Source organism: Microbacterium sp. NPDC058269, assembly GCF_042881445.1.
Classification (GTDB): Bacteria; Actinomycetota; Actinomycetes; order Actinomycetales; family Microbacteriaceae; genus Microbacterium.
This window is the reverse complement of the sequence record NZ_JBHVXT010000002.1, coordinates 244,502-270,505: the sequence shown is the minus strand read 5'-3', so window position 1 is coordinate 270,505 and position 26,004 is coordinate 244,502. Positions and strand designations below refer to the sequence as shown.

The 26,004-nt window shown below is 67.5% G+C and carries 18 protein-coding genes; 10 read left to right on the top strand and 8 right to left on the bottom strand.

Going from position 1 to position 26,004, the window contains the following annotated elements; all coding sequences use genetic code 11:
- Nucleotides 1-4 precede the first annotated feature (4 nt).
- The 3 genes from ACFVWL_RS09510 (at nucleotide 5) to ACFVWL_RS09500 (ending at nucleotide 3,303) form a co-directional block, all read left to right on the top strand.
- Nucleotides 5-1,318, top strand: a complete 1,314-nt coding sequence (locus ACFVWL_RS09510) for an ABC transporter substrate-binding protein (protein WP_387181594.1) — start codon at nucleotides 5-7, stop codon at nucleotides 1,316-1,318.
- A gap of 90 nt (nucleotides 1,319-1,408) precedes the next feature.
- Nucleotides 1,409-2,386 carry a carbohydrate ABC transporter permease gene (locus ACFVWL_RS09505; RefSeq protein WP_387181591.1) on the top strand — a complete coding sequence of 326 codons (978 nt, stop codon included), beginning with the start codon at nucleotides 1,409-1,411 and terminating at the stop codon, nucleotides 2,384-2,386.
- Nucleotides 2,383-3,303 carry a carbohydrate ABC transporter permease gene (locus tag ACFVWL_RS09500; RefSeq protein WP_387181588.1) on the top strand — a complete coding sequence of 307 codons (921 nt, stop codon included), beginning with the start codon at nucleotides 2,383-2,385 and terminating at the stop codon, nucleotides 3,301-3,303. The genes ACFVWL_RS09505 and ACFVWL_RS09500 overlap by 4 nt, the downstream gene beginning before the upstream one ends.
- A gap of 261 nt (nucleotides 3,304-3,564) precedes the next feature.
- On the opposite strand, the gene ACFVWL_RS09495 is transcribed toward ACFVWL_RS09500, so the two are convergent.
- Together ACFVWL_RS09495 and ACFVWL_RS09490 are read right to left on the bottom strand one after the other, a co-directional pair.
- Nucleotides 3,565-8,745 carry an endo-alpha-N-acetylgalactosaminidase family protein gene (locus tag ACFVWL_RS09495; RefSeq protein ID WP_387181585.1) on the bottom strand — a complete coding sequence of 1,727 codons (5,181 nt, stop codon included), beginning with the start codon at nucleotides 8,743-8,745 and terminating at the stop codon, nucleotides 3,565-3,567.
- A 227-nt stretch (nucleotides 8,746-8,972) separates the two neighbouring features.
- A complete protein-coding gene (locus ACFVWL_RS09490; RefSeq protein ID WP_387181582.1) occupies nucleotides 8,973-10,790 on the bottom strand; it encodes a beta-galactosidase family protein in 1,818 nt (605 codons plus the stop codon).
- A 94-nt stretch (nucleotides 10,791-10,884) separates the two neighbouring features.
- On the opposite strand from ACFVWL_RS09490, the gene ACFVWL_RS09485 reads away from it, so the two are divergent.
- Nucleotides 10,885-11,916, top strand: coding sequence for a LacI family DNA-binding transcriptional regulator (locus tag ACFVWL_RS09485; RefSeq protein WP_387181579.1), 1,032 nt, complete (start codon nucleotides 10,885-10,887; stop codon nucleotides 11,914-11,916).
- Nucleotides 11,917-11,996: 80 nt separating this feature from the next.
- On the opposite strand, the gene ACFVWL_RS09480 is transcribed toward ACFVWL_RS09485, so the two are convergent.
- Nucleotides 11,997-13,076 carry a sensor histidine kinase gene (locus ACFVWL_RS09480; RefSeq protein ID WP_387181576.1) on the bottom strand — a complete coding sequence of 360 codons (1,080 nt, stop codon included), beginning with the start codon at nucleotides 13,074-13,076 and terminating at the stop codon, nucleotides 11,997-11,999.
- A 365-nt stretch (nucleotides 13,077-13,441) separates the two neighbouring features.
- Between ACFVWL_RS09480 and ACFVWL_RS09475 the strand changes: the two genes are divergently transcribed.
- The 5 genes from ACFVWL_RS09475 (at nucleotide 13,442) to ACFVWL_RS09455 (ending at nucleotide 16,511) form a co-directional block, all read left to right on the top strand.
- Nucleotides 13,442-13,594: an aureocin A53 family class IId bacteriocin gene (locus tag ACFVWL_RS09475; RefSeq protein WP_387181573.1), complete on the top strand. Its 153-nt coding sequence runs from the start codon at nucleotides 13,442-13,444 to the stop codon at nucleotides 13,592-13,594.
- A gap of 113 nt (nucleotides 13,595-13,707) precedes the next feature.
- Nucleotides 13,708-13,851, top strand: coding sequence for an aureocin A53 family class IId bacteriocin (locus ACFVWL_RS09470; protein WP_387181571.1), 144 nt, complete (start codon nucleotides 13,708-13,710; stop codon nucleotides 13,849-13,851).
- 75 nt (nucleotides 13,852-13,926) lie between these two features.
- Complete coding sequence (locus ACFVWL_RS09465) at nucleotides 13,927-14,379, top strand: PH domain-containing protein (protein ID WP_387181568.1); 453 nt, start codon at nucleotides 13,927-13,929, stop codon at nucleotides 14,377-14,379.
- Between the two features lie 124 nt (nucleotides 14,380-14,503).
- Nucleotides 14,504-15,850 carry a PH domain-containing protein gene (locus tag ACFVWL_RS09460; RefSeq protein WP_387181565.1) on the top strand — a complete coding sequence of 449 codons (1,347 nt, stop codon included), beginning with the start codon at nucleotides 14,504-14,506 and terminating at the stop codon, nucleotides 15,848-15,850.
- Nucleotide 15,851: 1 nt separating this feature from the next.
- Nucleotides 15,852-16,511 carry a response regulator gene (locus tag ACFVWL_RS09455; RefSeq protein WP_387181563.1) on the top strand — a complete coding sequence of 220 codons (660 nt, stop codon included), beginning with the start codon at nucleotides 15,852-15,854 and terminating at the stop codon, nucleotides 16,509-16,511.
- A gap of 71 nt (nucleotides 16,512-16,582) precedes the next feature.
- On the opposite strand, the gene ACFVWL_RS09450 is transcribed toward ACFVWL_RS09455, so the two are convergent.
- The 3 genes from ACFVWL_RS09450 to purM are packed head-to-tail and all read right to left on the bottom strand — an operon-like array spanning nucleotide 16,583 to nucleotide 20,502.
- Complete coding sequence (locus tag ACFVWL_RS09450) at nucleotides 16,583-17,896, bottom strand: CynX/NimT family MFS transporter (RefSeq protein ID WP_387181561.1); 1,314 nt, start codon at nucleotides 17,894-17,896, stop codon at nucleotides 16,583-16,585.
- The gene (purF, locus tag ACFVWL_RS09445; protein WP_387181558.1) at nucleotides 17,893-19,365 is read right to left on the bottom strand and encodes an amidophosphoribosyltransferase; all 1,473 of its coding nucleotides are present in this window, start codon (nucleotides 19,363-19,365) and stop codon (nucleotides 17,893-17,895) included. Before purF ends, ACFVWL_RS09450 begins: the two co-directional genes overlap by 4 nt.
- Nucleotides 19,366-19,371: 6 nt before the next feature.
- Nucleotides 19,372-20,502 (bottom strand): phosphoribosylformylglycinamidine cyclo-ligase, encoded by a 1,131-nt coding sequence (gene purM, locus ACFVWL_RS09440; RefSeq protein ID WP_387181555.1) that lies wholly within the window; start codon nucleotides 20,500-20,502, stop codon nucleotides 19,372-19,374.
- An 86-nt stretch (nucleotides 20,503-20,588) separates the two neighbouring features.
- Between purM and ACFVWL_RS09435 the strand changes: the two genes are divergently transcribed.
- Nucleotides 20,589-21,194 (top strand): zinc-binding alcohol dehydrogenase, encoded by a 606-nt coding sequence (locus tag ACFVWL_RS09435; RefSeq protein WP_387181553.1) that lies wholly within the window; start codon nucleotides 20,589-20,591, stop codon nucleotides 21,192-21,194.
- Between the two features lie 3 nt (nucleotides 21,195-21,197).
- On the opposite strand, the gene ACFVWL_RS09430 is transcribed toward ACFVWL_RS09435, so the two are convergent.
- Nucleotides 21,198-21,512 carry a potassium transporter Trk gene (locus ACFVWL_RS09430; RefSeq protein WP_387181550.1) on the bottom strand — a complete coding sequence of 105 codons (315 nt, stop codon included), beginning with the start codon at nucleotides 21,510-21,512 and terminating at the stop codon, nucleotides 21,198-21,200.
- Nucleotides 21,513-21,619: 107 nt separating this feature from the next.
- On the bottom strand, nucleotides 21,620-25,840 hold the full coding sequence (locus ACFVWL_RS09425) for an HtaA domain-containing protein (RefSeq protein ID WP_387181547.1): 4,221 nt from the start codon (nucleotides 25,838-25,840) through the stop codon (nucleotides 21,620-21,622).
- Nucleotides 25,841-26,004 lie beyond the last annotated feature (164 nt).

Genomic DNA, 26,004 nt, shown 5'->3' with positions numbered 1-26,004 from the left:
CAGCATGGCAATCACCCCTCGCTTCACCCGCACTGCCGCGATCGTCGCGGTCGGCGCGGTGTCGGCCTTCGGCCTCGCCGCCTGCTCATCCGGCGATTCCGGTGACAGCGGCGCCAGCGGCGAACCCATCACGATCGAGTACCTGCACCGCCTCCCCGACGGCGAGGGCATGACCCCCGCGTCCGAGATCGTCGACCGCTGGAACGCCGAGCACCCCGACATCCAGGTGAAGGCGACGAAGTTCGACGGCAAGTCGAGCGACATGATCCTCAAGCTCGAGACCGATGTGAAGGCCGGCAACGGACCCTGCCTCGCGCAGACCGGCTACTCCGAGGTGCCGCAACTGTTCGTCAAGGGACTGCTGCAGGACGTCGCGGACGAGGCCAAGAAGTACGAAGACGACTTCTCGGCCGGAGCCTTCAGCGGCATGAAGGTCGGCGATGCCATCGTGGGCCTCCCGCAGGACACCGGCCCCCTCGTGTACTTCTACAACGAGGCCGAGTTCCAGGCGCTGGGCCTCGACGCGCCGAAGACGCTCGACGACCTCACGGCCGACTCCGCCACGGCGGCAGCAGCCGGCAAGTACGTCACCGCGTTCACGCCCGATGAGGCGCAGAACTGGCTCGCCGCCCAGTCGGCTGCGGCCGGTGACACCTGGTTCAGCACCGCCGGCGACGAGTGGAAGGTCGATGCGGAGGGCGAAGGCTCTGAGCGCGTCGCCGCGTTCTGGCAGGGCCTGCTCGACGGCAAGCAGACTCTCGCGACCGAGCGCTGGGGCGAGGGCTTCACCGCGGCCCTCAACGACGGCAGCCTCATCGGCCACGTCGGAGCCGCGTGGGAGGCCGGATTCCTCCTCGACTCGCTCGACGGCACACCGGCCGAGGGCCAGTGGCGCGTCGCGCAGTTGCCCGACTTCGGCGCCGGTGCCATGAGCGGGCCCGACGGCGGTTCCGGCGTCTCGGTGATGAAGGGCTGCGAGCACCCCGCCGAGGCCATGGAGTTCAACGACTGGTTCAACACGCAGGTCGACGACCTCGCCTCGCAGGGTCTCGTCGTCGCCGCCAAGGGCGACGTGGAGACCCCCGAGAAGATGCTGCGCCAGTTCGGCGGTCAGGATGTGCTCGCCGAGCTCGGCACCGCGACCGAGAACCTGAACCCGGACTTCCCGTACGCACCGGGCTTCTCGACGCTGTCGAAGATGAACGAGACCGCCGCAGCGGCCGTCGCCGGCACCGCATCGGTCGCCGACATCTTCACCACCGCTCAGGAGACCGCAGTGGCCTCGCTGAAGGACCTCGGCCTTCCGGTCGCGGAGTGAGTCGACGAGAAGGCATCATCGGATGATCGACGGCGGAGTGCACGCGCAATCGTGCACTCCGCCGTCGTCTTGACATCGAGAGGCGACACCATGGTCACAGTGACCGAAACGCGGGGTGCGACACCGGCGCCGACACCGCGCATCCCCGCGGATCCCGCGCGCCGGCGCCGGTTCGGGACCCGACGAGAAGGTCTCACGGGATGGCTGTTCATGACGCCGTTCGCCGTGCTGTTCGTGCTGGTCTTCCTGGTGCCGATCATCGTCTCGATCCGGTCGTCGTTCTTCGCGCAGGTGCCTGCAGGCGACGGACTCTACGGCGGCGGCGAGCTCGTCGACACGTTCGTCGGTCTCGAGAACTTCGTCACCGCCGCGACCAACGGCGCCTTCTGGACGGGCATGGGTCGCGTCGTGCTCTACGCCGCGCTGCAGATCCCCGTGATGATCTTCGTCGCGCTCGGTCTCGCCCTGCTGCTGGACTCGTTCATCGTGCGCCGCCCGACGCTCTTCCGGCTCTCCTTCTTCCTCCCCTACGCGGTTCCCGGCATCATCGCGGCCATGATGTGGCTCTACCTCTACACGCCGGAGGTGTCGCCCTTCCTGCCGTTCCTCCCCGAGGGCACCGATTTCATGGCGCCGGGGACGATCCTCTTCTCGATGGCGAACATGACCACCTGGACCTACACGGGCTACAACATGCTCATCTTCCTCTCGGCGCTGCAGGCCGTGCCCCGCGACCTGTACGAGGCCGCCCGCCTCGACGGAGCATCCGGCTTCCAGATCTCGATGCGCATCAAGGTGCCGCTGGTGCGGGGTGCGGCTCTCCTCGCGGTGCTGCTCTCGATCATCGGCACCATCCAGCTCTTCAACGAGCCGGTCGTGCTCCAGGCCGCGAACTCGTGGATGGGCAAGGACTTCACCCCCATGATGCTCACCTACAACACGATGATGGGCGAGATCTCGCCGTCGGGCAGCGGCCCGGCATCCGCTTACTCCCTGCTCATGGCTCTGATCGCGGGCGTGCTCGCGATCGTGTACGCGCTGCTGCAGCGCCGGAAGGGCGACGCATGACCACCACGCGCCTCATCACCACCGAGGCATCCACGCGTCGGCGCCCTCGCCGTCCGCGCGATGCGGATGCTCCGCCGCCCTCGATCGCACCGAGCCCGCTCACGCGGGTGTTCGGCATCATCGCACTCGTCGTCGCGACGCTGTACTTCCTGGTGCCGGTCTACTGGCTCGTCGTCGCCTCCACGAAGAACAACACCGACCTCACCTCGACCTTCGGCTTCTGGTTCGCCGACTGGAACCTCGACACCAACTACGACAGCCTGATGAACTGGACCCAGGGCCTGTTCTGGCGGTGGGTCGGCAACTCGATGTTGTACTCCGTGAGCGCAGGTGTCATCGGCACCCTGTTCGCGGTGATGGCCGGCTACGCGATCGCGAAGTTCGCGTTCCCCGGCAAGAAGATCGCGGTCGGCGTGATCATGGCCGGGCTCCTGCTCCCCGTAGCCCTGCTGACGGTGCCGCTGTACATCGAGTTCCAGGCCCTGGGGCTGACGAACACCGTGTGGGCGATCATCATCCCCTCGGCGGTGTCTCCTTTCGGCGTCTTCCTCGGCATGGTCTATGCGCAGTCGTCGGTGCCGACCGAGCTGCTCGAGGCTGCGCGCATCGACGGTGCCGGCGAGGCCCGCATCTTCTTCACGATCGTGATGCGCCTGCTCGGCCCCGCCATGGTGACCATCTTCCTGTTCATCTTCGTGGCGACATGGAACAACTTCCTACTGCCGCTCATGATGATCTCGAGTCAGGATCTGAAGCCCGTGACCCTCGGGCTCTACGGCATGGTGAGCTACTTCGCCCCGGACAAGGGCGCCGTCATGCTCGGTGCCCTGCTCGGGGTCATCCCGCTGGTGCTGCTGTTCTTCGCCCTGCAGAAGTACTGGCGCTCCGGCCTCGCCGCCGGCGCCGTGAAGGGCTGATCCCTTCCCCACCCGTCGGGCCCCGCCCGGCACCCCATCCGCCCTCGGCACTGCGCCGAGGGCGGACTTCTTGTGCCCGCGGGTTCTGTTGCGAGCGCGCGAGAGCCGTCGAGTGCACGGGATCTCGGCGAGCGCACGGGTATGCACGAAGACGAGCCGTGCACTCGGCGACGTATCGCGCTCGACGACGGGGATGAGCGAGGCGGAGGGGACGCAGAACGGCCCGGAGGATGAGCCTCCGGGCCGTTCTTGGTCGATGCGTCAGCAGTGGCGGCGTCTCCGCACCCAGAGCGTCAGGCCGAGGCCCATCGCGAGCATCGCCGCGAGAGCCGCGCCCGCCCAGATCGCTCCGTCGGCACCGGTGGTCGCGAGGTTGCCGCTCCCTCCGGGGGCGGCGGTGACCGCGAGGGCACCCCTGGCCAGCTCGACGCCCTGGGCATCCGTCGCGACGAGCGCGTGCGCCCCGGCCGGTGTCCCCTTCGGAATCGAGACGGTCGCCACAGCATCACCGTCGGCCGACATCGTCACCTCACCGATGCGCACCGGCTCGGAGTGCAGCCAGAGCTGCACCAGCGCGTCGGGCTCGAAGCCGCTCAGCTGCACCGTCAGGGTCGCTCCCGCGGCGACCGATCCGATGGATGCCGTGACGGTCGCCTTCTTCCCCGGCTTCGCCTTCTTGACCTTCAACGGAGCGCTCGCGAGTTCCGTACCGGCCGCGTCCTGCACGATCACCCGGTGCTTTCCGAGCTCGGCGTTCGCCGGGATCAGCAGCCGGGTCGTCAACGCGCCCTTCTCATCCACAGTGGCGTCCGTCAGCTTCACGCCGTCGAGCCACACCGACACCGTCGAGCGCGGCCCGAAGCCCGTGAGCGCCATGCCGACGGCGTCCCCGGCGCGCACCGAGTCGGCATCGAGTCCGAGCTGGGGATCGGTCGCCGGGTTGCACGCGCTCAGGTCATCGGCCGGACGCGTCTTCGGCGCATGCCCACCCTGGGCCGCCGAGGATCCGTAGATCGCCATCTCGGCGACCGCGGCGAACTGCGTTCCCGAGATCGATGACGTGGCGGTGACGCGGATGTAGCGGGCCGTGGTCTCCGCGAAGTCCACGTCCTGCCACTCGGCCACGTTCTTCCACTCCCCTGACGTGACCGGCGTGAACGTCTGGCCGTCGGTCGACACGGCGACCTCGTAGCCCTTGATCGGACCGTTCTGATTGGCCCCACGGCGCAAGTACGAGACGCCGTCGACCTTCTCGGCAGCACCGAGGTCGAACGTCAGCACATGCGGGTACGACGTCGCCGGCGAACTCCACCGGCTGTGCCAGAACGTGCCGGCGTCACCGTCGAGCATGTTCACAGCAGCACCGTCTTCGCCGTCCGTCTCCTCGGAGCTCGCCGTCACGGAGACCTGCGCGTTGGGGATGCGTGCCCGTGAAGACACCGACACCTCCTGCGTCGTACTGACCGTGCGCACATCGCAGTCCGCGAGGTACGTCGCCGCGATCCCGATGCCGACGGTCGCACCCGCAGCCGCCGCCGGCGCGGTGACCAGCCATGTGGTCTTCACGCTGTCGCCGGCCGCGACCTCATCGAACAGGTTCGACGAGCCGTCGGCGACCTCCACCAGATAGCCCTCCGGCACCTCGAGCTGCACGCCGATGTTCTCGACGCCGATCGACTCGCTGTTGGTGAAGGTGGTCGTGAACGCAGTCTGTGCACCGGGGCTCAAGGTGCCTGTGTCGCCGGACACGGTCGCGCAGGGCGTGCCGCCGGCCGTCGGGCCGAGGTCGGTGACGGTGAAGTCGTCCAGTATGAAGTCGACCTCCGGTCCGCCGACGCGCTCGAGTCCCACCCAGGTGTAGTCGCCGCATCCGACGATCACGTCCTGCGAGAACTGTGCTGTCTCGTGCGCCTGCGTGATCCCGGTGCGGCTGAGCGTGGTCGACGTGACCTTGCCCCCCGCCACGGCATCGGTGCCGGTCAGCCAGCGATACGCCCCGCTCGCCCCGACCTGGTAGTGGAACCCGATGCGGTAGGAGTGTCCTGCCTGCAGCGGCACGCGGGACGGGTCGGTGCGGTAGACGAGCCCGTTGTTCTCGGAGTGCGACATCAGCGAGTGTTCGCCGTCGAGCGTCGTGTCCACGGCCAAGCCGGCACGGGGCCCCGCATCGAACGGCCTGGCAGTGTTGCGCCAGTCGCTGCTCGTGTACGGGTCGTGACGGCGCGAGATGCTCGTGCGCGGATCTTCGATACCGCCGGCGTCGCCCTTCACGAACGGTCCCCAGCCCGCTTCGTTGCCCTCGAAGTCGTTCGAGTACACCGTGCCGGCCGCGAACGGCGACGTGGTGTCTGCCGAGACGCGGGCGTTGTCGATGCGGACCTTCGCGTCACCCGCGACGGCGCCGACCGAGACGGTGACCTCACCGGAGGCCGGAGCGAGGAACGACGTCGAGCCGCGCTGGTAGTACTGTCCCGCCTTGGAGTCGGCCCGCATGTAGTTGTACGTCGGCGAGAGGTTCCACGTGCGGGTCACCGCACCGGAGCCGGTGTCGACCGAGACGCTCACATCGCGCGTCGCCGTGGGATCGATCTGCACCTGGGCCGAGAACGCGTACCGCTGCCCGGGGGTGAGCCCGGTCACGGTCTGCGAGATCGACGAGGCGGCCGCCCCGAGCACGGCGATGTTGTCGCCGCGGGACTCGTTCTTCGCGCTGCCGAGGTCGGTGCGTTCGATCGTCACATCGCCCTGGGGGTTCCAGCCATCGAGCGAACCGGAGTTGAACCCCGGGTCGTCGAGGCCGGCATCGTGATACTCGACGGCTGCGCGCTGTGCACCCCCCTGCGGAACCACGACGTACGCCGCGCCCTTGTCACCGCTGAGTGTGAGCTCGTCGTCGGTCGCGTTCACCGTGCCGATCTTGATACGCCCCTGGTCACCGAGCTCGAAGACATCGAAGGCGGTGTTGCCGCGGAAGGCGTCGGTGAGACCGAACGTCTTCTCGCCACCGGATGCGGAGTAGAAGTACATCTTGTCGGCGTCGACCGGCGAGCCTGCGTCCTCGTTCGACGCCAGCGACTGCCACGGCAACAGGTACGAGTCGCCGCGCAGCACCGTGGCGCCGTCCATCGTGACGACCCTGGTGGTTCCGTCCATGCGCACCGCCACGTCGTCCGTCAACGTCGCCGCCGCACCTGCCTCGTAGGTGAGCAGGTCGAAATGCTGCAGGAACTTGGTCGGCAGACTCTGCTTCCAGATGTTGTCGACGAAGCCGTCCCAGTTGCGGTTGCCCTGCCACCCCTCGGCGTCGATCAGCCGCTGCTGGCCGAGAAGAGCGTCGTCGTTCCAGACGTCGGCCTGGCCGTTCTGGATGAAGCGCACCATCGTGGAGTTGATGCCCTTGTTGTCCTTGCCGCCGTAGGCGAGGTCGTTGGGCCAGTGCGACCAGACCGTGTTGTCGACGAACTTGTCGCCCCATTCGGTCGCGACCTCGAGGTCCATGCCGTTCAGCTCGTCGGCGAGCTCTTCGGCGACCCAGCCGTTGGAGTAGTACACATCGATGTAGACGCCGCTGAGGCCGGGAACCTCGTCGCGAAGCTGCTGGAAGCGGTCGAGCACCCGCCCGGTCCCCAGGTCGGTCTGCTGATTGATGTAGTACGACTGGTCGAGCCATTCCCAGTTCGGCTTGTAGGGTGCCGCCCCGTCGAGGATCGCGGAGTCGAAAGCGTTCGCCTGGGGGTAGATCTCGGTGGCGTTGACGTGCACGCTCATGTCGGCATTGAGCTTCGCGCCCTCGTCGACAAGGGTGTTCAGGTCGGAGAGACCACCGGCGCGCTCGTTGTAGTTCCCGCCGTAATCGGTGTTCGCCGAGTCGTGACCCTCGCTGCCGAAGCCCTTGTTGAGCACCCACTGTCCGAGACCGTCGGTCTGGTTCGCGATGCGCTTGGTGTTGTCGAGGGTGAGGTCGAAGTAGTTCGTCGCGCTGGAGGCGAAGTTGAAGGGGATGCGGCTGACCACACGCTCGGCGACCCGGTCGGCGCCCAGACGCGGGGTGTCGACCTCCCGGTAGCGGATGGCGGCATCCTGCCAGTCGACCTCTGCATCGCCGTTGCGGTCGGCGGCGAGGAGGACCGTGACCTTCGGCAAGGCGTACGTGGTCACGCGGCTGTCGACGGCGGTGGTCGGATGGATCAGCCAGGCACTGGACCCGATCTCGGCCGTGCGCCCCGCCGCCTCGGTCACGCGCGTGGTCAGACGCGTGTTCCAGGAGGGGGTCCCCCCGGAGGCCTGTGTCGTCGCGTTCGTGATCACGCTGCCCACGAGCGCGCCGTTGCCGAGGAAGGCGAAGGCCGCCCCCTTCTGGCCGGTCGCCGTCGAGGCGTTCACCGCGATGTGCTCGTCGGCGTTCTTCGTGCTGTCGGGGCTGATCACCGTGCGATCGAGCGCCGACTTGGAATCTGCAGCGCTCGCGCTGAGGAAGGCGTTGTCCGGGAGCCCGAGCGTGGTCACGGTCGCCGTGCCGTCGACGGCGGTGACCTCGAACCCGACTGTGCCGTCTCTCGCGACGCGGATGCTGCTGCGCACGGTGACGTCGATGCCGGCGAGCTTCGACACGTAGTCGACGCCGGTGGCGGAGGATGTCGAGGTGGTCTCCGACGCGTAGCTCGCGCCGTTCACCGACCAGGTCTTGGCCGAGGTGCGCTGGCCCGCGATACTCTCACCACCCACCCGGTACCCCGTGATGCGCGGGAACTCGGTGGAGACGACGGCGGTCGTGCCGCCGTCGGCGATCTCGACCGTCTCGTCGGTGTCCGGTACCTCCGGTTCGGTGACGATCGGCGGCAGCTGCTCGTCGGAGAGCACCTCGATCTCGCCGGCGCCTCCGCCGGTGGTCCCCTGCGCGTCGATCACGAGCAGGGCCACGTACCGACCGTCTTTCGCGGTGTCGAGCGTGATGCGCTGCTTCTCGTCGTTCGCGGTCGGCGCGTGCAGCGTCGCCGTTCCCGAGGCCGCGCCCCACCCGCCGTCCGCAGGCGAGTTGCGCGCGACGTCGGCATCGTCCGTCACGTAGACCTCGACCGTCTTGGCAGCGACGCCCTGTCCCTTCTTGACCGAGTAGTCGAGCGCCTTCACCGAGAGCGATCGCTGCAGATCGACGACGAGCCAGTGCGGGAACGGGGCGTTCGCGGAGTATCTCGACGTCCACTGCGTCGCGAAGTCGCCGTCGAATGCGCCGAGGGCGGTTCCATCGAGAGACGGCGGCGCCGGGTAGGGGTCGGATTCGCTCGACACCGCGTGCAGGCGGTAGTCGGTCTTGGGGACCGGGATCAGGTCGGCGGCCTGCGCGGCCGGCGTCTGGGTGAGCACACCGCCGAATGCGAGAGCCGTCGCCAGCAGGGAGCTGAGGGCGACGGCAGCGCGGGGCGGTCGGGAAGGTTTCGACACGTCTTGCCTCTCGGTCGGAGCGACGTCCGGGAGTACAGACGCCCCGATGCGCCGCAGATCGTCATCAATGACTCGCATCGATGTTTGCGCTATCACAATAGGCATGCGCAAGCCGGTATATCAAGCATTACGCCATAGCTAGCGCAAACATTGGCCAAAGGTCGTGCACCCAGCCGAAAAAGAGCCGCCCCGCACACACGCGCGGGACGGCTCTTCGAGCATCCGTTTCAGGAGCCGATGAACTCCTCGGTCTCGCCGAAGGAGGGTTCCTCACGAATCTCCACTGTCGACCCGAGGCCATCGGTGTCGAGCACCACGATCTCGTTGCGGCCCACCTTCCAGAGCGGTGCCGGTGCGTAGAGCGTCTCCTGCGGCCCGATCTTCCAGTACCGGCCGAGCAGGAAGCCGTTGAGCCAGACCATCCCCTTCGAGCCACCGGGGAAGGCGAGCCAGGCATCGAGCCGCTCGACGACGTCGAACGAGGCGACGGCGACACCGTCGGATGCATCCGACGCAGAGGAGGTCGAGGTCGGGGCATGTTGCGGAACCAGGCGGTGCGCCCAGCCGTTCACCAGCCGCCGACCGATCATCACGCCGCGCATGATGCCCTTGCCCTCGCCCGTGTATGGACCGTAATTGATCCGCCCGAGACTCTCGACGACGATCGTGAGCTGGCCCGCTCCGCCGTCGACGGGCAGAGCGAGAGAGGTCTCGCCGTCGCGCTCGAGCACCCCGATCGCCTGACTGTCGAGGAACACCACGGCACGGTCATGGAGTCCGTCGATCGTGAGCGTCGCCTCGGCGGGGAAGGACACGTCCGCCTCGTAGGCGACCAGACCGTCTTCGGTGCCGAGCTCTTCGAATGTGCGCGGCCGTGGCGAGATGTCGCCGGTCACGGGGAGAGTCGCGATCAATTCGAGCAGGGAGGCGCGCGGCTCGAGCGATGCGGTCGCCGAGGCCTGCCGCCGCGGCGACGCGGGGATGGGAGGGAGCTCATTCGCGTGGAAGGGCGCGAACATCGCCCGCAGCGCGTGGAACTTCTCGTTGAGGGTGCCGTCTTCGCCGATCGGCGCATCCGAGTCGTAGCTGGTCACGGTCGGTTGCAGCACCCGGTCGTGGTTCGCGCCGTTCCAGAGCCCGAAGTTGGTGCCACCGTGCGCCATGTAGAGGCTCACGGATCCGCCGGCAGCCAGCAGCTCCTCGATCGTGCCCCCGGTGCTCGCGGCGGATCGCACGTGGTGCCGCTCTCCCCAGTGGTCGAACCAGCCGCCCCACAGCTCGCTGCACATGAGCGCATCGCCCTCGCGTCGCAGCTCCACGGCCCTCGCGACACCGGTACCGAAGGTGAACGTCGCCAGGGCACCGGGCACACTGCCGTGCTCGATCATGTCGCCCGTGATGCCGTCGGCGGTCGTGAGCATCTCGACCATCCCGCGGCGACGGAGCCCGTCACGCAGGTGCGTGAGATACGCGGAATCACTGCCGAACGAGCCGTACTCGTTCTCGATCTGGACCGCGACGACAGGCCCGCCATGTGAAGCCTGGAGCGGGACGAGCCGAGGGATCAGCTCGTCGTACCAGGCGTCGACCGCGGCGAGGAATCCGGCGTCGCTGGTGCGCAACGCGGCGACGCGGCCCGACAGCCAGAACGGGATGCCCCCGTTGGACCACTCCGCGCAGATGTAGGGGCTGGGACGGAGGAAGACATCCAGGCCGACGTCTCCGGCGAGGCGGATGAAGCGCTCGATGTCGCGCCATCCGTCGAAGCGCGCGTCGCCCTCGACGCGCTCGTGGAAGTTCCATGCGACATATGTGTCGACGGTGTTCGCGCCCATCGCGGCGAGTCGGCGCAGGCGGTCTTCCCATTGGTCGGGGTGCACCCGGAAGTAGTGGATCGAGCCGGCGAGGATGCGGTGCGAGACACCGTCGCGGAGGATCTCCCCGTCACGCCAGGTCAGGGTGGGCGCGCCGATCGGCGACGCGGCGGCCGGGGCGTCGACGGCAACGGAAGAGCCGTCGACAGCCGAGGCGAGAAGGTCAGACATAGCGCTCCAAGCACGAGTGTTTGCGTTCACATTATCGCATCACACGACTCGCCGCCTCCTGGATTTACGCCGATTGATCGCTACCATTGAGCACATGTCACCTCGTCGCCCGAGAGACGACCGCGCCCCCAGCCAGGTCGATGTCGCCCAGCTCGCCGGAGTCTCCACGCAGACCGTCTCGCGCGTCATGTCCGGACAGGACAACGTGCGTCCGGATACCGCCAGACGAGTGCTCGCCGCCGTCGAAGAGCTCGGCTACCGCGTGCACGCCGCCGCCGCCTCTCTCGCCTCCGGCCGCACCCGTGTGCTGGGCGTGATCGTGGTCTCGACCGACCGATACTCGTCGGCCGCGCTCGGTGTCGGCATCCAGCAGGCCGCTGCCGCGAACGGATACACGGTGTCGACGGCGGCTGTCGCCGACCATGCGTCGGCCGAGGCGTTCCTGGAGGCCTTCGACCGCCTGGAGCGTCAGGGAGCCGAGGGCATCATCCTGGGTGTGCCGGTCGAGCTCGAGAGCCCGGCGATGCGGGCGCGCACCGAACGCACCCCCGCGACCCGCAGCGAGCGCACCTCCCTCGACGAAGATGCTCCGCTCGCCGTCGACCAGCGTGCGATCGCCCGCCTCGCCGTCGAGCACCTGCTCGACCTCGGGCACAAGACCGTCTGGCATGTCTCCGGCGACGACTACTGGACCGAGACGCAGCAGCGCAGCGAGGCGTGGGAGCAGACCCTCCGCGACCGTGGAATCGTGCCCCCGCCGCTGATCCCCGCCGACTGGACGCCCGAGTCGGGCTACCGCGCCGGTCGCACGATCGCCGCCATCCCCGAGGCCACGGCCGTGTTCGTCAGCAGCGACGAGATGGCCTTCGGTCTGATCCGCGCCCTGCACGAGGCCGGCCGCAGCGTGCCCGACGATGTGTCCGTGGTCAGCGTCGACGACATCGCCCTCGCCGCCTACGCCTCCCCCGCCCTGACGACGGTCCGCCAGCCCTTCGAGGCGATGGGCCGTGCGGCTGCGCTCCGGGTCATCGCCCAGATCGAGGGACACGATGCGGTCGGCGACATGCCCTCCACCGATCCTCAGCTCATCGTGCGCTCGTCGACCGCACCGCCGAGATCCGCGTAGCCCTCCGCGCCGCGGAGAGCAGGGCTCCGCCTAGCGCAGGGCACTGCGGAGCGCACAGGAGGCGGTCGCCGGACGGAAGCTCACGCCAGTGGCAGCGCCGCCCGCACCACCCACTCATCGCCCTCGATCGTCTGGGTGAACTCACCTCCGAGAAGACCGACTCTCTCTGCGAGGCGTGTCGTTCCGAATCCTCCAGAAGGCAGACGGTTGCGCAGGCCGGTGACGCCACGGCGATTCCTGACCTGCAGCGAGATGGTCTGCGCATCTGCTTCGACGTGAATACGCACCGGCCCCTTCCGTCCGTGTTTCAGGACGTTCGTGGTGCTCTCACGGAGAACGCGTGCCAGAGCAGAGTCCATCATGCGAGGTACAGGTTGCGAGAGATTCGAACTCACCGCCGGTGAGTATCCCGCAGTGCGCAACGTCGCCACCATGTCAGTCAGTGTCGTCTCGAAGTTTTCGATTTGCCCTGTCGACACCTCGCCGTGGCCGGGCTCGATGAGGCGTCGAACGTCCCGAAGCGCGCGCCGAGCCGCGTCACCGATCTCACGATGGATCTCGGCCCGCAGCACCGGATCGTCCTGACGTTCGACGACCCTGGCCTGCATCGCGATCGCTGTCAGGTCGTGCGCGATGACGTCATGCAGTTCGTCGGCAATGAGCAGACGCTCGTCACGACGAAGTTCCGCCATGACGGATGCCTGTTCTCGGGCAGTCGCGGCCAACCGCTGTTCACGGCCACGCGCAGACCGCATCAGCAGCCCTGCGGCACCAGAGACCACCGCGATCAGGAGCCCGATCTCGATGAGGACCGGCTCAGAAGGTCGCAGCATGACGATCTTCGCCGCGCTCAATAGCAGCAGTCCGGCGAAGACGATGATCACGCGCGTGGATCCGGTTCTGACCACCACTCCGGTGGCCACGGCCAGTGCCGTGAAGGCGGACCCATCCCACCCGGTCAGGAACGCGAGGACCATCGCCGCAGCGAACATGGCCACGGCGATCGGCGGCGAGACCAAGAACACAGCGAAGAGCCCCGTGACCCCCAGGTCGAGCAAGACCGCGAGAGTGAACGAGTTGCCGAGAGCCGCCGTGAGCAGAATGGTGCCCATCGCGCCGCCGACGACCACGAGGAGGACCATCCGCTCAGCCGTGTTCATCGGAGCGGGGGCCTCAAATGCGTGCGACGCGCCGGATGTTTGGAAGATGGTCCGCACGTTGCTCACAGTCCATTATCGCGACATCATCCACCGGACACCGATATTCCGGCCGTCGCCCTTCCTTCCACTCGAAGTGTGGTCACGCGTCCACACCCGTCGGTACTTTCGTACCTCCTCACGACGATTCGACCTCGTGACGCATTGCAATGACATACATTTGTACCGCGAACTTCAACTTTGATCCCCTTTAAGGCGCACCGCGCAATCACGCTCCTTTCTTCGTGTTAGCTTTTCGACGGTCAGGCGACAGAAGAGCCTGGCAGCAATCTGCTCGAATGTCTCACTGAACAGAAAGGGGGAAATCTATGTTGTCATTTCTGGCTAAAATCGGCGGCGCGGGAGTGCGGGTCGTCAATTGGGCGCGAAATAACTGGGGCACGGTTCAGAAATGGATCGATGCCGGGAAGTCCATCGATTGGATCATCCGCACCATCACCAGCATCATCAGCGGCGGGTGACACACAACGTCGCGAAAGCACATCTTGTGTCGCGACTGTCCATCAACACATACTCGACATCAGCCAACGAGGACTCGGGTGTCGTAATCGAGAACGCAACGGAGAAACAGTAAATGGGTACAGTAATCAAGCTGGTCACGAAGTACGGCGCACAGGCCGTCGCTTGGGTGTGGAACAACTCGAAGCGCGTGGGCGAGATGCTGGCAAGAATGTCGCCTGAAGAAGTGGCGAGGGTTATCGCTCAGATGTTCGGCTAAATCAATTCCGGGTGATGGCCTCGGGGTAGACTGAGGCCATCACCACCCACTCGACTCACCACAGAAAGAAATCTGATGCAACTGGCGCCCAAGGCCGTAGCCGTCGATATCTTGCGCGGGGCAATAGTGTGGGCGATACTCCTCATCGCTGCCGTCAGTCTGGTGCTCGGAATCCCGGCCCTGCAGATCCCCGTCGTGTTCGCCGCTCTCGTACTCGCAGTGATCGTTCTGATCATCGAGCTCGCATGGCTGACGCCGGCCACTGTGCGCAGCTTTCGCTATTCCGTCTCACCTGACGGAATCCATACGTCGGCGGGCGTCATCTTCAGGCGAGAGAATTTCGTCCCCATGCAGCAGATCCTCATCGTCGAGCGGCGCCAGGGACCCATCCTGCGATCCTTCGGGCTGGTGAAGGTGCGATTCCGGGTTCCCGGATCGTTCATCGACATCGACGGCGTCACGGACGACGCCTTCGCCGTTCTGCAACGAGAAGTCCGCTCGGCGCATGCTCCCGACGATCATGGTTGAGAGGAACAGCCGCGTCATGGTCGCGATCGTCTGTGTTCGCGCCCTCCTCGGCGGCACTCTCGGTCTCGCGGTCGCCCTTCTCATCAGCGCGCTGGTCGGCAAGGCCGTACCGCTCGCCGTCTACTTGATCCTGATCGTCGGGTTCGTCGTGCGCCTCGTACTCGCCGTGGCCGAGTGGCGAACAACGACGTATCAGCTCCTCGAGTCCGAGCTCATCTACCGGTCAGGGTACGTCAACTCGAGTTCTTTGCAGGTTCCGTGGTCGACCGTCCGGGGTGTGCACGTCGAAACACCCTGGCTTCTGCGGCTGTTCGGGCGTTCGGAGCTCAGGGTTGCGCACGGTGCCGGGGAAACGAGCGATGTTCATTTCAAAGCGCTTTCTCCCGCAGCCATCGCTGAACTGCGCAACCACATCGAGAGCGCCCAGACCGTGGGTGCTCTCGATGTACGGTTCTCGGACGACACCGAGGACTTCACACGCGCCGGTATCTGGCTGTACGCCTTCACGCATTCGCGGTGGTACGTCATCTTCCCCCTCGCCATCGCCGCGATCGGATTGCTCTCGCAGTTCTTGGAACGCGACATCATTCAGACTTCATTCCATCTGTGGCAGTGGTTGACCCAGCTGCCGGTCGAGATGCTGATCGTCGTGCTGGCGGGCATGTGTGCATTGGCGACGGCGACAGGTGTCGTTTCCCGGTTGGTGGAGATGTCGAACTTCCGGATCCGCCAGACGGAGGAACTCATCGAGACCCGACAGGGACTGCTCTCGACGAGAACGCGAACGATCAACGCCGCGGACATCACCCTGCTCGACCTGCACCAGCCACTCCTGTTCCGTCTGGCTCGTCGCAGTATCGTTCGCGTGTCGGGCGGATCGGGTGAGGGAGACCCACCCAATTTCGTGTCACCTCATGCGACGGCGCAGGAGGCAACCTCAGCGATTCGCAGCGTCTTCCGGGGCCACGACGAAGGCACCCTTCTCGCTCGGTCGAGGATCTTCGGCCTGCTCACCATCGGTGGTCTCTGGATCGGCGTGATCATACTCATCCAGTCGTTGATCGGCGCGGCCTGGTCGTTTGCGGCAGGGGCAACTCTGATTGCCATCGTCGCATTCTGGATCGTGCGTGCACCGACGAGGCTCTTCCTCTCGCGCGACGGGGTCGTGGAGATTCGTCGAGGAGTTCTGTTCCGCCGGAGATTCCTCTTCCGGGCATCGTCGATTCTGTACTACGAATCCGTCGTCAGCCCTGTGGGTCGATGGCTCCCTGCGAACAAGTTGAAGATCACGATTGCCGACAGAGGTACTCGTGACATCTCCGTGAGGGCTGTCCCTCTGGCAGAGCTGCATGTGGCGGTTCAGGCACTCGCCCGATTGGATCAGGTCGGGACGTATCGATACAGCCAGATTCCTGAGGTGATGGAGGACGCGACAGACGACATGCGCGATGACGTCGGCGCGATGGGCTGACATGCGACCGATACGTGTGGTGATCGTCGATGACGATGCGCTGGTACGTCGCGCATTGAGGGTCTTCCTCGAGGATGCGGATGACATCGAGGTCGTCGCTGAGGCGCCGGACGGCATAGCCGGCGTCGCCCTCGTCGAGCAGCAACGGCCCGACATCGTTCTCCTCGATATGCAGATGCCCCGTATGGGCGGCGTCCAAGCAGCGCACGAGATCGTTCGCGCCGTGCCGAACGCCCGGATTCTGGCGATCACGACCTTCGGCTCCATCGACATGATCCTGCCGATGCTTCGTGCCGGTGCGTCAGGCTATCTTCTGAAGGATGCCGAGCCAGAGGCGATCATCGACGCCGTCCGCCTTGTTCATGCGGGGGCCGCAGCACTGTCCGCCGCGATCAGCGCTCGCCTGATCGAAGCCGCTCAGACCGGTGATGTCGAGACTACCGACGAGTTCCCCGACGGACACCTGCTGTCGGAACGGGAGCATGAGACTCTCATGCAACTGGCGCTCGGGCGTTCGAACGCCGAGATCGCTCGGTCCATTCATGCGTCGGAGAGCACAGTGAAAACACATGTCAGCAGCATCATGGCCAAATGGCGTGTGACCAGCCGTGTGCAGATCATCATCCGCGCGGCCCGTGGAGGGCTCGTCCGATTCGACTGAGAACGACCGAGCCAGGACCGAAGTGCACGATTCTCCCGCGTCGAAGCCGCGCCGGCAACTGGCCCGCAGACTCACCAGCGACCGTGCCGGTGCTCCCACTCGTCCTCGACCGTGCGACGACGGCCCGCGACGATGCCGGCGGGGATCGCGACGATCAGGACACCCGCGATGACGAGCAGCGGGATCTGCCAACCGGCGGTCGTCTCGTGGAGCAGCCCGACCAGCAGGGGGAAGGTCGCCGCGATGGCGTAGCCGATGCTCTGCACGAATCCGCTCAGCGCGACGGCGCTCTCGGGTGTGCGGGCACGGATGCTGAGCAGCACGAGACTGAGCGGGAACATGATGGCCGTGAGACCGAAGATGCTCACCCACAGCGGCAGCGCGGCGGTCGGCGCGAACAGGAGACCGGCGAGCCCGACCAGTCCGCCGCCGACGGCCACGAAGAAGAGCGGACGGGTCGCCTGGAACCGGACGACGAGGATCGGCACGAGCAGCGAACACGGCAGACCGATCAGCGCGAACAGGGAGAGCAGGAAGCCGGCGGTCGCCGGAGTGACGCCGCCGATGTCGACGAGCATGGTCGGCATCCACGCGAACGAGACGTAGGCCATGGTCGACGACGTCCCGAAGACGATCGCGAGCGCCCATGCGAGGGGCAGCCGCCACAGCCGGGCGAAGTGCCGACGATTCGCCGGAGTTGTCGAGATCGGGCCGGTCGAGGCGGCCACCGCGTCCTGCATGTCGTCGACGCCGTCGGTGGGATCGGGGACGAGCAGTTCCGTCTTCACCGACTCACCCGCTCGCGAGCCGTTCTTCAGCAGCAGAGCCACCCACGGCACCAGCGCGATCCCCGCGACGATGCCCCACATGCCCAGCGACACCCGCCACCCGAGCGAGTCCGCCACCGGCACGGCGACCAGCGGAGGCAGGAACGTCGACACAGCCAGCGTCGTCGAGTAGATCGTCATCACGATCCCGAGCCGATCCGGGAAGTACTTCTTCACCAGCGGCGGCAGCAGCACGTTGCCCGATCCGACACCCGCGAACACCACGGCGGTGGCCGCCAGCAGGCTGATCGAATCCACGGCGAAGCCCCGCAGCAGCATTCCCAGCGCCATCAGCGTGATCGCCGCGACGGCCATCCGCTCCAGACCGAATCGACGCTCGAACAGCGGCGTGAGCAGACCGAAGATCGCGAAGCACACGGGGGGTGCGGCGCCGATCAGCCCGACGATGACCGGCGAGACCGGGAAGTCGGCGGCGACGTGGTCGATCACCGGGGAGAGGGAGGCGACCGCCGAGCGCAGCGAGAACGCCACCAGGACGATCCCCACGAGTGCGAGAGCCCGACCCTGCCAGAGCGGTCGTGCGCTCGGCGACGTCATGAGGTCTGCGACCGCTCCACCCAGGCCAGGTATTCATCCGAGACGGTGCCGGTCACGTACCGCCCGTCGAAGCAGCTCATGTCGAGATCGGTGAGCACCGAGCCCTCGATGATCGCCGCCTTGAGGTCGTCGACCTCCTGGTAGACGAGGTGATCGCAGCCGAGCTCCTCGGCGATCTCGGGGATCGTCCGCCCGTGGGCGATCAGCTCGTGACGCGACGGCATATTGATGCCGTAGACGTGCGGGTAGCGCACGGGAGGGGCGGCGGAGGCGAAGGTGACCGAGGCGGCCCCGGCATCCCGCGCCATCTGGATGATCTCCTTCGAGGTCGTTCCCCGCACGATCGAGTCGTCGATCAGGAGCACGTTCTTGCCCTGGAACTCGGTCGACATCGCGTTGAGCTTCTGACGCACGCTCTTCTTGCGCACGGCCTGGCCCGGCATGATGAAGGTGCGGCCGACGTAGCGGTTCTTGTAGAACCCCTCGCGGTACTCGATGCCGAGTTTGCGGGCGACCTCCATCGCGGCGGGGCGCGACGAGTCGGGGATCGGCATGACGACGTCGATCTTGTCCATCGGCACGTGCTTGGCGATCGTGTCGGCGAGACGGTCGCCCATGCGCAGACGTGACTCGTACACCGAGATGCCGTTCATCACGGAGTCGGGGCGGGCGAGGTAGACGTACTCGAAGGCGCAGGGCGCGAGCGTCGCGGCCGTGGCGCACTGCTTGGAGAACAGCTCGCCGTCGTTGGTGATGAAGACGGCCTCACCGGGCTCGACCTCGCGCACGACGTCGTAGTCGCCGTTCTCGAGCACCAGCGACTCACTCGCGACGACCCACTCGTCCTTGCCCTCGGCCCCGGCCACGGTCGAGGGGCGACGGCCCAGGATCAGCGGACGGATGCCGAAGGGGTCACGGAACGCGAGCAGACCGTAGCCGGCGATCACGGCGATCACGGCGTACGCGCCCTCGATGCGCTCGTGCGTGCGGGCGACGGCCTCGAACACCCGCTCGGGGTCGAGGTCGACGGTCGATGTGGTGTTCTGCAGCTCGCCCGCGAGCACGTTCAGCAGCAGCTCGGTGTCGCTCGAGGAGTTGAGGTGGCGGCGGTCGCGCTGGGCCATGTCGGCCGTGAGCTCACGCGTGTTGGTGAGGTTGCCGTTGTGGATGAGGATGATGCCGTACGGCGCGTTCACGTAGAACGGCTGCATCTCCTCTTCGTTCGATGCCGTGCCCTTGGTGGCGTATCGCACGTGACCGAGGCCGACGTTGCCGAGCAGCGCGCGCATGTCACGGGTGCGGAACGCCTCGCGGACCATGCCCTGCGCCTTGGCGTTGTGCATCACGCCGTTCGCCTCGGCGGTGGCGATGCCCGTCGCATCCTGGCCGCGATGCTGCAGCAGCAGGAGTGCGTCGTAGATGTCCTGATTGACCGGGGCAGAGCCCACCATTCCGACGATGCCGCACATGGGCTCTTACTTCGCTCCGTCCGCGTAGGCGCCGACCAGGCGCACTGCTCCACCGTCGACGCCCTTGGCGCCCTGTTCGAATTCGCCGGTCGGACGCGGGCCGAAGCCGACGGTCCCGACCTGCCACGAGGGCATGCCCTCGGCGTTGAGCGCCGCGATCGCGGCATCCTTCTTGTCCGCGGCGATGACCGCGAGGAATCCGATGCCGAGGTTCCAGGTGCCCTCGGCGGATTCCAGCGTGGAGCCGGCGATGTCGCTGAGCACGCGGAAGACCGGGCTCGGCGACCAGCTGCTGCGGTCGACCTCGACCCAGCTGCCCTGCGGGAGCACGCGGGCGAGGTTCGCCGCGATGCCGCCGCCGGTGACGTGGCTGAGCGCGTGCACGCCGCCGTTACCCGACGAGCCGCCGAGCTGCTCGATCAGGCGCAGCAGAGGAAGCGTGTAGAGCCGGGTCGGCTCCAGGAGAGCCTCGCCCCACGTGGTACCGAAGTCGGCCGCGTTGTCGCCGTAGCCGATACCCGCACGGGTCACGATGTGACGCACGAGCGAGTAGCCGTTGGAGTGCAGTCCGCTGGAGGCGACCGCGATCACCGCGTCACCGTCCTGCACGAGCTCTGCACCGAGGATCGCATCCGCCTCGACAACGCCGGTCGCTGCACCCGCCACGTCGTAGTCACGCGGACCGAGCAGGCCAGGGTGCTCCGCCGTCTCGCCGCCGACCAGCGCGGTGCCGGTGGCCGAGCACGCCTGGGCGATACCGCGCACGATGTCGGCGATCCGCTCGGGGACCACCTTTCCGCACGCGATGTAGTCGGTCATGAAGAGCGGCTTCGCGCCCACCACGACGATGTCGTCGACGACCATGCCGACCAGGTCCTGCCCGATCGTGTCGTGCTTGTCGATCGCCTGCGCGATCGCGACCTTCGTGCCGACGCCGTCGGTGCTGGTCGCGAGCAGCGGGCGACGGAAGTCGCGCAGCGCGCTGGCATCGAACAGTCCGGCGAATCCGCCGACACCGCCGAGCACTTCGGGACCGTGCGTCGCGCGCACGGAAGACTTCATCAGCTCGACGGCGAGATCACCTGCAGCGGTGTCGACGCCGGCTTCGGAATAGGGATTGGTGGGGGAGGCAGCCACGCCTCCAGCCTACCGCCCGCAGCCGGTCCAACTCTCCGCGAAGTCGGACCTCGGATCCGAACGCCCGACCCGCCTACGATGGGGCCATGGCAGACAAGCCGCAGTGGCTCATCCGCGAAGACGCGAGCGTTCCGGTGCTCCTCGCCCTCGCGCTGCGGCAGCGCCTCGGGATCAGGGTCCCGGAAGATCTGCCGAGCCTGCGCGAGCTCGCCGTGCGTGCACCGGATGCGGTCGACGCCTCCCCCGCGATCGAGGCGCAGTGGCGGGACTACTGGGACATGACGGTCGAGCCTCGCGCGCATCCGTCCGACGTGCCGCTCGAACTCATCGACGGGTTCGACACCCTGGTCGCCCTCCCCGCCCACGGTGCGGAGGAGCTCACGGCGGCCATCGCCCCGCAGGCGACGTCGGCCCTGCTCTACGCGCGAGCCGCGCACGACCGGTACGTGAACTCGATGAAGAGCCACACCGGCGGCGACGCCTACCGCGCCTATGCGAGCGCGATCGCGGAGTTCGAGCGCGAAGTCGGTCGGCGCGCGCACTCGTTCGAGCTGAACGTGCAGGTGCTGCCGTTCTCGCAGCGCGGCATCTGGTGGATCGGGGCTCTCACGGTCGCGGTGACCGATGGCCTGCGCCGCGACGTCGTGGCGTTCGACGCGGCGATCCGTCCGGTGATCGCCGAGCTCGCCTAGGGGTCAGTCCTCGTCGACGACGGTCTCGCGGTCGACCCGCACCACACGGTCGTGACGACGGGCGAGGCGCTCCAGGATCAGACCGGCGACGCCACCGAGCGCGATGCCGATCGGCACCGTCCACAGCAGCAGGAAGCCGAACACCTGGCCGGGCGGGTAGACGACGTCGAGGGCCTGCGACTCGTCGAAGCTGCCGGTCCAGGTGAGGATGCCCGCCGCGATCACACCGACCACGACGCCGATGCCCATGAGCACGCCGTACCGCGGCACACGGCGCACGGTCGCTTCGACGGTCTGGTGGGAATCGGTGGGGGCCATGCCTCCATTGTCCCACCGCCGACGGATGCTGTGTGCCGGGGTCTCTGGACAGCGGACGGCCCTCCCCGCGTCCGCCGCAGGGAGGGCCGTCCGGTCTTGCGCCTCGACTACACCTCGGTCGTCGTCTCGGCGGTCTCTTCGCTGCGGTTGCGACGGGCGATCAGCACGCCGCCGGTCGCGGCGAGCGCCACGACCACCAGGCCGCCCACGATCCACGGCCACACCGGAGCGTCGTCGGAGTCGGCGGGCTCGTTCGCGGCGGTCACCAAGGCGGTCGCCTCGGAGTCGGTCTCGGGCTTCTCCTCGGCGACGCCGCAGTCGGCGCCGACCGGGATCACGGCCGTGACCGGGTCGAGCTCCTCACCCGCGGCGTAGGTGCCGAACGCCGACGCGCCGGCCTCGGTCAGCGTGGTCGGGATCGCGTCGAGGGTCAGCACGCCGTCGACGACAGCCGCATCGCCGAGGGCGAACTCCGCGAGGCGGACGCCCTTCTGGTCGATGCTCTCGCCGCCCTGGGTGGTGCCGGTCACATCGAAGACCAGGTAGCCCTTGTCTCCGGCGAGCTCGATACCCGCGTTCGCGAGCGTGGTGTTCAGTGCGCCGTCGTGACCGGTGAAGGTGATGGCGCCGCCGTAGGTGACCAGGCCCGCGAGGCTCTTGTCGTCGAACGAGCCGGTTCCGTTCCCCCACACGAAGTCGGGGTACTGGTAGGCGACGTCGGTCAGCGTCCAGCCGCCCTTCGCGATGCCCTCGATGTAGGTGCGGAACGACTCCTTGTAGCCCCACTTGAGAGTGGCACCCTCGACCGTGCACGCACCGATCGCGGTGGTCGCCCTGTTCAGGGTGAACGCGAGACCGCGGTTCACCGAGCCCTGGAATGTGAGCGTGTGCTCGCCGTCCTCGAGGCTCGCGGGAAGGGCGCCCGACCAGGTCGCGACGCCGTTCGCGTCGGCCGTCACCGTCTCGAGCTGGACGGGTGTCGAGTACACGACGACCTTGATGCCCTGCTCGTTCGCCCGGAATCCGGATGCCGACACCGTGGCCGGCTGTCCGGATGCGAGCGCGGACAGATTGGCCTCATCGGCCTCGATGCCCTCGGTCGCCGGCGGGGTCGCCGGGAGGGTGGTCTTCGGCTTCACGACCGCCGCAGCCACCGTGCCGCTCGAACCGGCAGGCGCCGCGGCGACCGAGCCGATCGTGAACGTCACCGGATTCAGCGTCGTACCGTAGCCCGACAGCACACGGTCGCGTCCCTCCGCGGTCAGCGCCGCGGGAGCCGCCGTGTACGTCACGGCGCCGTTGGCCGCGATGCGCGCCGCGCTCGAGAGGTCGAGTGTCGCGAACGGCACCTGTGCGCCGCCGCTCGTCACGTACAGCGTCGCCGCGCTCGGTGAGGTGATGCGGATCTGCGGGTTCGAGACCGTCACATCGAGCACACCCTGATGTCCGGTGAAGCGCACCGAGCCCCGGTATACGACGCTGCCGAGACCGGTGTTGACATCGAAGTCACTCCCGACCGTCTGGCCGAACTGGAACTGTCCGCCCGAGCGGGTCGCACCGTCGGAGACCGCGATGGATCCCTTCGCGATGTCGCTCGTGATGTAGTCGGTGAAGGACGAGGAGATCGCCCAGCGGAGGGAGCCGCCGGGAACGTTCGCCGGCGGAGTCGTCGGCGTGACCGGGGTCTCGGGCACCTCCGGCACCGTGACGTCGAGCAGTGCATCCCACTGCGCCGGAGTGATCGTGACGGTCGAACGGGCGTAGATCGTGCTCGCGTCGGGGTTCGAGTGCTGCTTCCACACGATGACCTCGTACGACTTCGTGCGGTCCAGGTTCTTCGCCGCGGTCGTGAGGTCGACCGCGAATGCCCCGAACGTGACCTTCTGCACGTACTGCATCGCGAGGAAGCCACCGTCGGCGCTCACCGCCCCCTCGGTGCCGGCCTCGATCAGCGCGACGTACGCGCCGGGGACCTCACCGAGATTCGTGGCTGCCGCGGCAACGGTCAGACCGTCCTTCGCCGTCGCCGTCTTCACCGTCGTGGCCACGGACGGGCCTGCCGGGAAGAGTGCCTCCCACTGCGCGTCGGTCACCGTGACGGCGCCTCGGGCGTAGATCGTGTTCGCGTCGGGCATCGAGTGCTGCTTCCAGACGATGACCTCGTACGACTTCGTGCGGTCGAGCGTGTCGGTGGCGGCGGTCAGGTCGATCGCGAGCGCGCCTCCCGTGATGTTCCGCACGTACTGCATCGCGAGGAACCCGCCGCCGGCGGTGACGCTCCCCTCGGTGCCCTTCTCGATCAGCGCGACGTACGCACCCGTGATCGCACCGAGCTTCGAGGCGGAGGCGGTGACGGTCAGGCCGTCCTTCGCCGTCGCGGCCTTGACCGTCGGGGTCACGACCGCGGTGACGCCGTAGTCCAGGGCGACGCCGCGCTCCTGATCGGCGTTGATCACGCCACCGGCCGGATACGTGTAGACGCCGTACGTGCCGGGAGAGGCTGCGGCATCCTTCAGTGTCAGCGTCGCCTGGAATGTGCCGTCGGCGGCGATGTCGACCCACTGCGCGCGGATCGCGCTCTGGTACTGCGCCGGCACCTGGTTCAGCACGCCCTCGGCCAGAGCCCAGACCTGCGCCCCCACCGAGCGGGTCGACGATGCCGCGCCCGTGGAGGGCTGCCATGCCGAGGCGAAGTTGCCGAACACCACATAGGTGCCCTGGGGCAGGTGCTTCGGGACCGGCACACCGCGACCCTCGGTGCCGAGGTTCGAGGTCGGGTCGTAGCCCGAGCCCTTCACGACGACTTTGTCACCGGCTTTGAGCGGCACGCCGGCTGCCGGGGTGGTGCCGTCAGCGAGGAACACCTCGATCGCCGCCGAGACCGGAGCCGGCTTCAGGGCCTCCCACTGCGCGTCGGTGACGGCGATGGTCGAGCGTGCGTAGATCGTGCTCGCGTCGGGGTTCGAGTGCTGCTTCCATACGATGACCTCGTACGTCTTGGTGCGGTCGAGCGTGTCGGCCGCGGCAGTCAGGTCGACCGCGAGGACGCCGCCGGAGATCGGGCGCACGTACTGCATCGCGAGGAACCCGCCGCCGCCGGTGACGTTCGCCTCCGTGCCCTTCTCGATCACCGCGACATAGGCGCCGGTGATCGCGCCCAGCTTCGAGCCGGATGCCGTGACCGTCAGGCCGTCCTTCGCAGTCGCCGACTTCACGACCGTGGAGACGGCCGGAGCCTCGGTGTAGTTCAGCGCGACGCTGCGCTCTTGATCGGCGTTGATCACGCCACCGGCCGCATACGTGTAGATACCGTACGACCCCGGCGTCGCCGCCGCATCCTTCAGGGTCACCGTCGCCTGGAACGTGCCGTCGGCCGCGATGTCGACCCACCGCGCACGGATCGCACTCTGGTACTGCGCGGGAACCTGGTTCAGCACGTCCTCGGCGAGCGCCCAGACCTGAGACCCGGACGATCGTGTGGCCGACGCAGCGCCGACGGACGGCTGCCACGCCGAGGCGAAGTTGCCGAACACCACATAGGTGCCCTGGGGCAGGTGCTTCGGGATCGGCACGCCACGGCCTTCGGTGCCGAGGTTCGAGGTCGGGTCGTAGCCCGAACCCTTCACGACCACATTGTCGCCGGCCTTGAGCACAGTGCCCGCGGCGGGAGTGGTGCCGTCGGCGAGGAACACCTCGATCGCGGCGGACTTCGGCGTCTCGCCCGTGCCCGGGTCCGTCCCGGGATCGGTTCCGGGGTCTGTCCCGGGATCGGTGCCCGGACCTGTACCCGGGTCAGTCCCGGGGCCCGTGCCGGGGTCGGTGCCGGGGTCGGTGCCGGGATCGGTGCCGGGATCGGTCGGAACCGGGCCGAACACGGCATCCCACTGTCCGGCGGAGATGGTGACGTCGCCCCGACCGTAGATCGTGGTCTCGTTCGGGTTGGAGTGCTTCTGCCATACGAGCACCTCGTACGACCGGGTGCGATCCAGCGAACCGGCCGGCGCGTCGAGCGTGAACGTGCTCGCCCCTCCGGCGACGGTCGGCATCACGAACGCGGCGTACCCACCTGCACCGCTGAGCCCGGACTCGGTGCCCTTCACGATGAGGGCCGCGTACGCGCCTTCGACCTCGGGCAAGCCGCTGGTCTGCACCTGCACGCTCACACCCGACGTCGCGGCGGAGCCGACCGTGGCCGTGACTGCCGCGCCGGCGGCGTGCGCGGGCGGGACGATCACCGCGCCGGCGGCGATGAGGAGGAAGGAGACGAAAGCGGCGAGCAGCACGCGTATGCGGGCGCTGCCTGGGGATGCTGTGGCTGTGGCGTTCACGGTTCTCCACGGCTCCGGGCACGCAGAAGAGCACGCGCGCCGGCGGTGCCGCAATGCAGTCGGGCGAAGGTGGGAGTTTTGGTTAGGCTTAGCTAAGCAAGCCGCCATTCCTGAGCGTAGAGGTGCGAATCAGCGCGCGTCAAGTTTTAGGATAGCCTTGCCTA

Bases quoted from the DNA above. Each gene is read 5' to 3' on its own strand.
- ACFVWL_RS09510 (WP_387181594.1), top strand. From the start codon at position 5: ATGGCAATCACCCCTCGCTTCACCCGCACTGCCGCGATCGTCGCGGTC.
- ACFVWL_RS09505 (WP_387181591.1), top strand. From the start codon at position 1,409: ATGGTCACAGTGACCGAAACGCGGGGTGCGACACCGGCGCCGACACCG.
- ACFVWL_RS09500 (WP_387181588.1), top strand. From the start codon at position 2,383: ATGACCACCACGCGCCTCATCACCACCGAGGCATCCACGCGTCGGCGC.
- ACFVWL_RS09490 (WP_387181582.1), bottom strand. From the start codon at position 10,790: ATGTCTGACCTTCTCGCCTCGGCTGTCGACGGCTCTTCCGTTGCCGTC.
- ACFVWL_RS09485 (WP_387181579.1), top strand. From the start codon at position 10,885: ATGTCACCTCGTCGCCCGAGAGACGACCGCGCCCCCAGCCAGGTCGAT.
- ACFVWL_RS09480 (WP_387181576.1), bottom strand. From the start codon at position 13,076: ATGAACACGGCTGAGCGGATGGTCCTCCTCGTGGTCGTCGGCGGCGCG.
- ACFVWL_RS09475 (WP_387181573.1), top strand. From the start codon at position 13,442: ATGTTGTCATTTCTGGCTAAAATCGGCGGCGCGGGAGTGCGGGTCGTC.
- ACFVWL_RS09470 (WP_387181571.1), top strand. From the start codon at position 13,708: ATGGGTACAGTAATCAAGCTGGTCACGAAGTACGGCGCACAGGCCGTC.
- ACFVWL_RS09465 (WP_387181568.1), top strand. From the start codon at position 13,927: ATGCAACTGGCGCCCAAGGCCGTAGCCGTCGATATCTTGCGCGGGGCA.
- ACFVWL_RS09455 (WP_387181563.1), top strand. From the start codon at position 15,852: ATGCGACCGATACGTGTGGTGATCGTCGATGACGATGCGCTGGTACGT.
- ACFVWL_RS09450 (WP_387181561.1), bottom strand. From the start codon at position 17,896: ATGACGTCGCCGAGCGCACGACCGCTCTGGCAGGGTCGGGCTCTCGCA.
- purF (WP_387181558.1), bottom strand. From the start codon at position 19,365: ATGTGCGGCATCGTCGGAATGGTGGGCTCTGCCCCGGTCAATCAGGAC.
- ACFVWL_RS09435 (WP_387181553.1), top strand. From the start codon at position 20,589: ATGGCAGACAAGCCGCAGTGGCTCATCCGCGAAGACGCGAGCGTTCCG.
- ACFVWL_RS09430 (WP_387181550.1), bottom strand. From the start codon at position 21,512: ATGGCCCCCACCGATTCCCACCAGACCGTCGAAGCGACCGTGCGCCGT.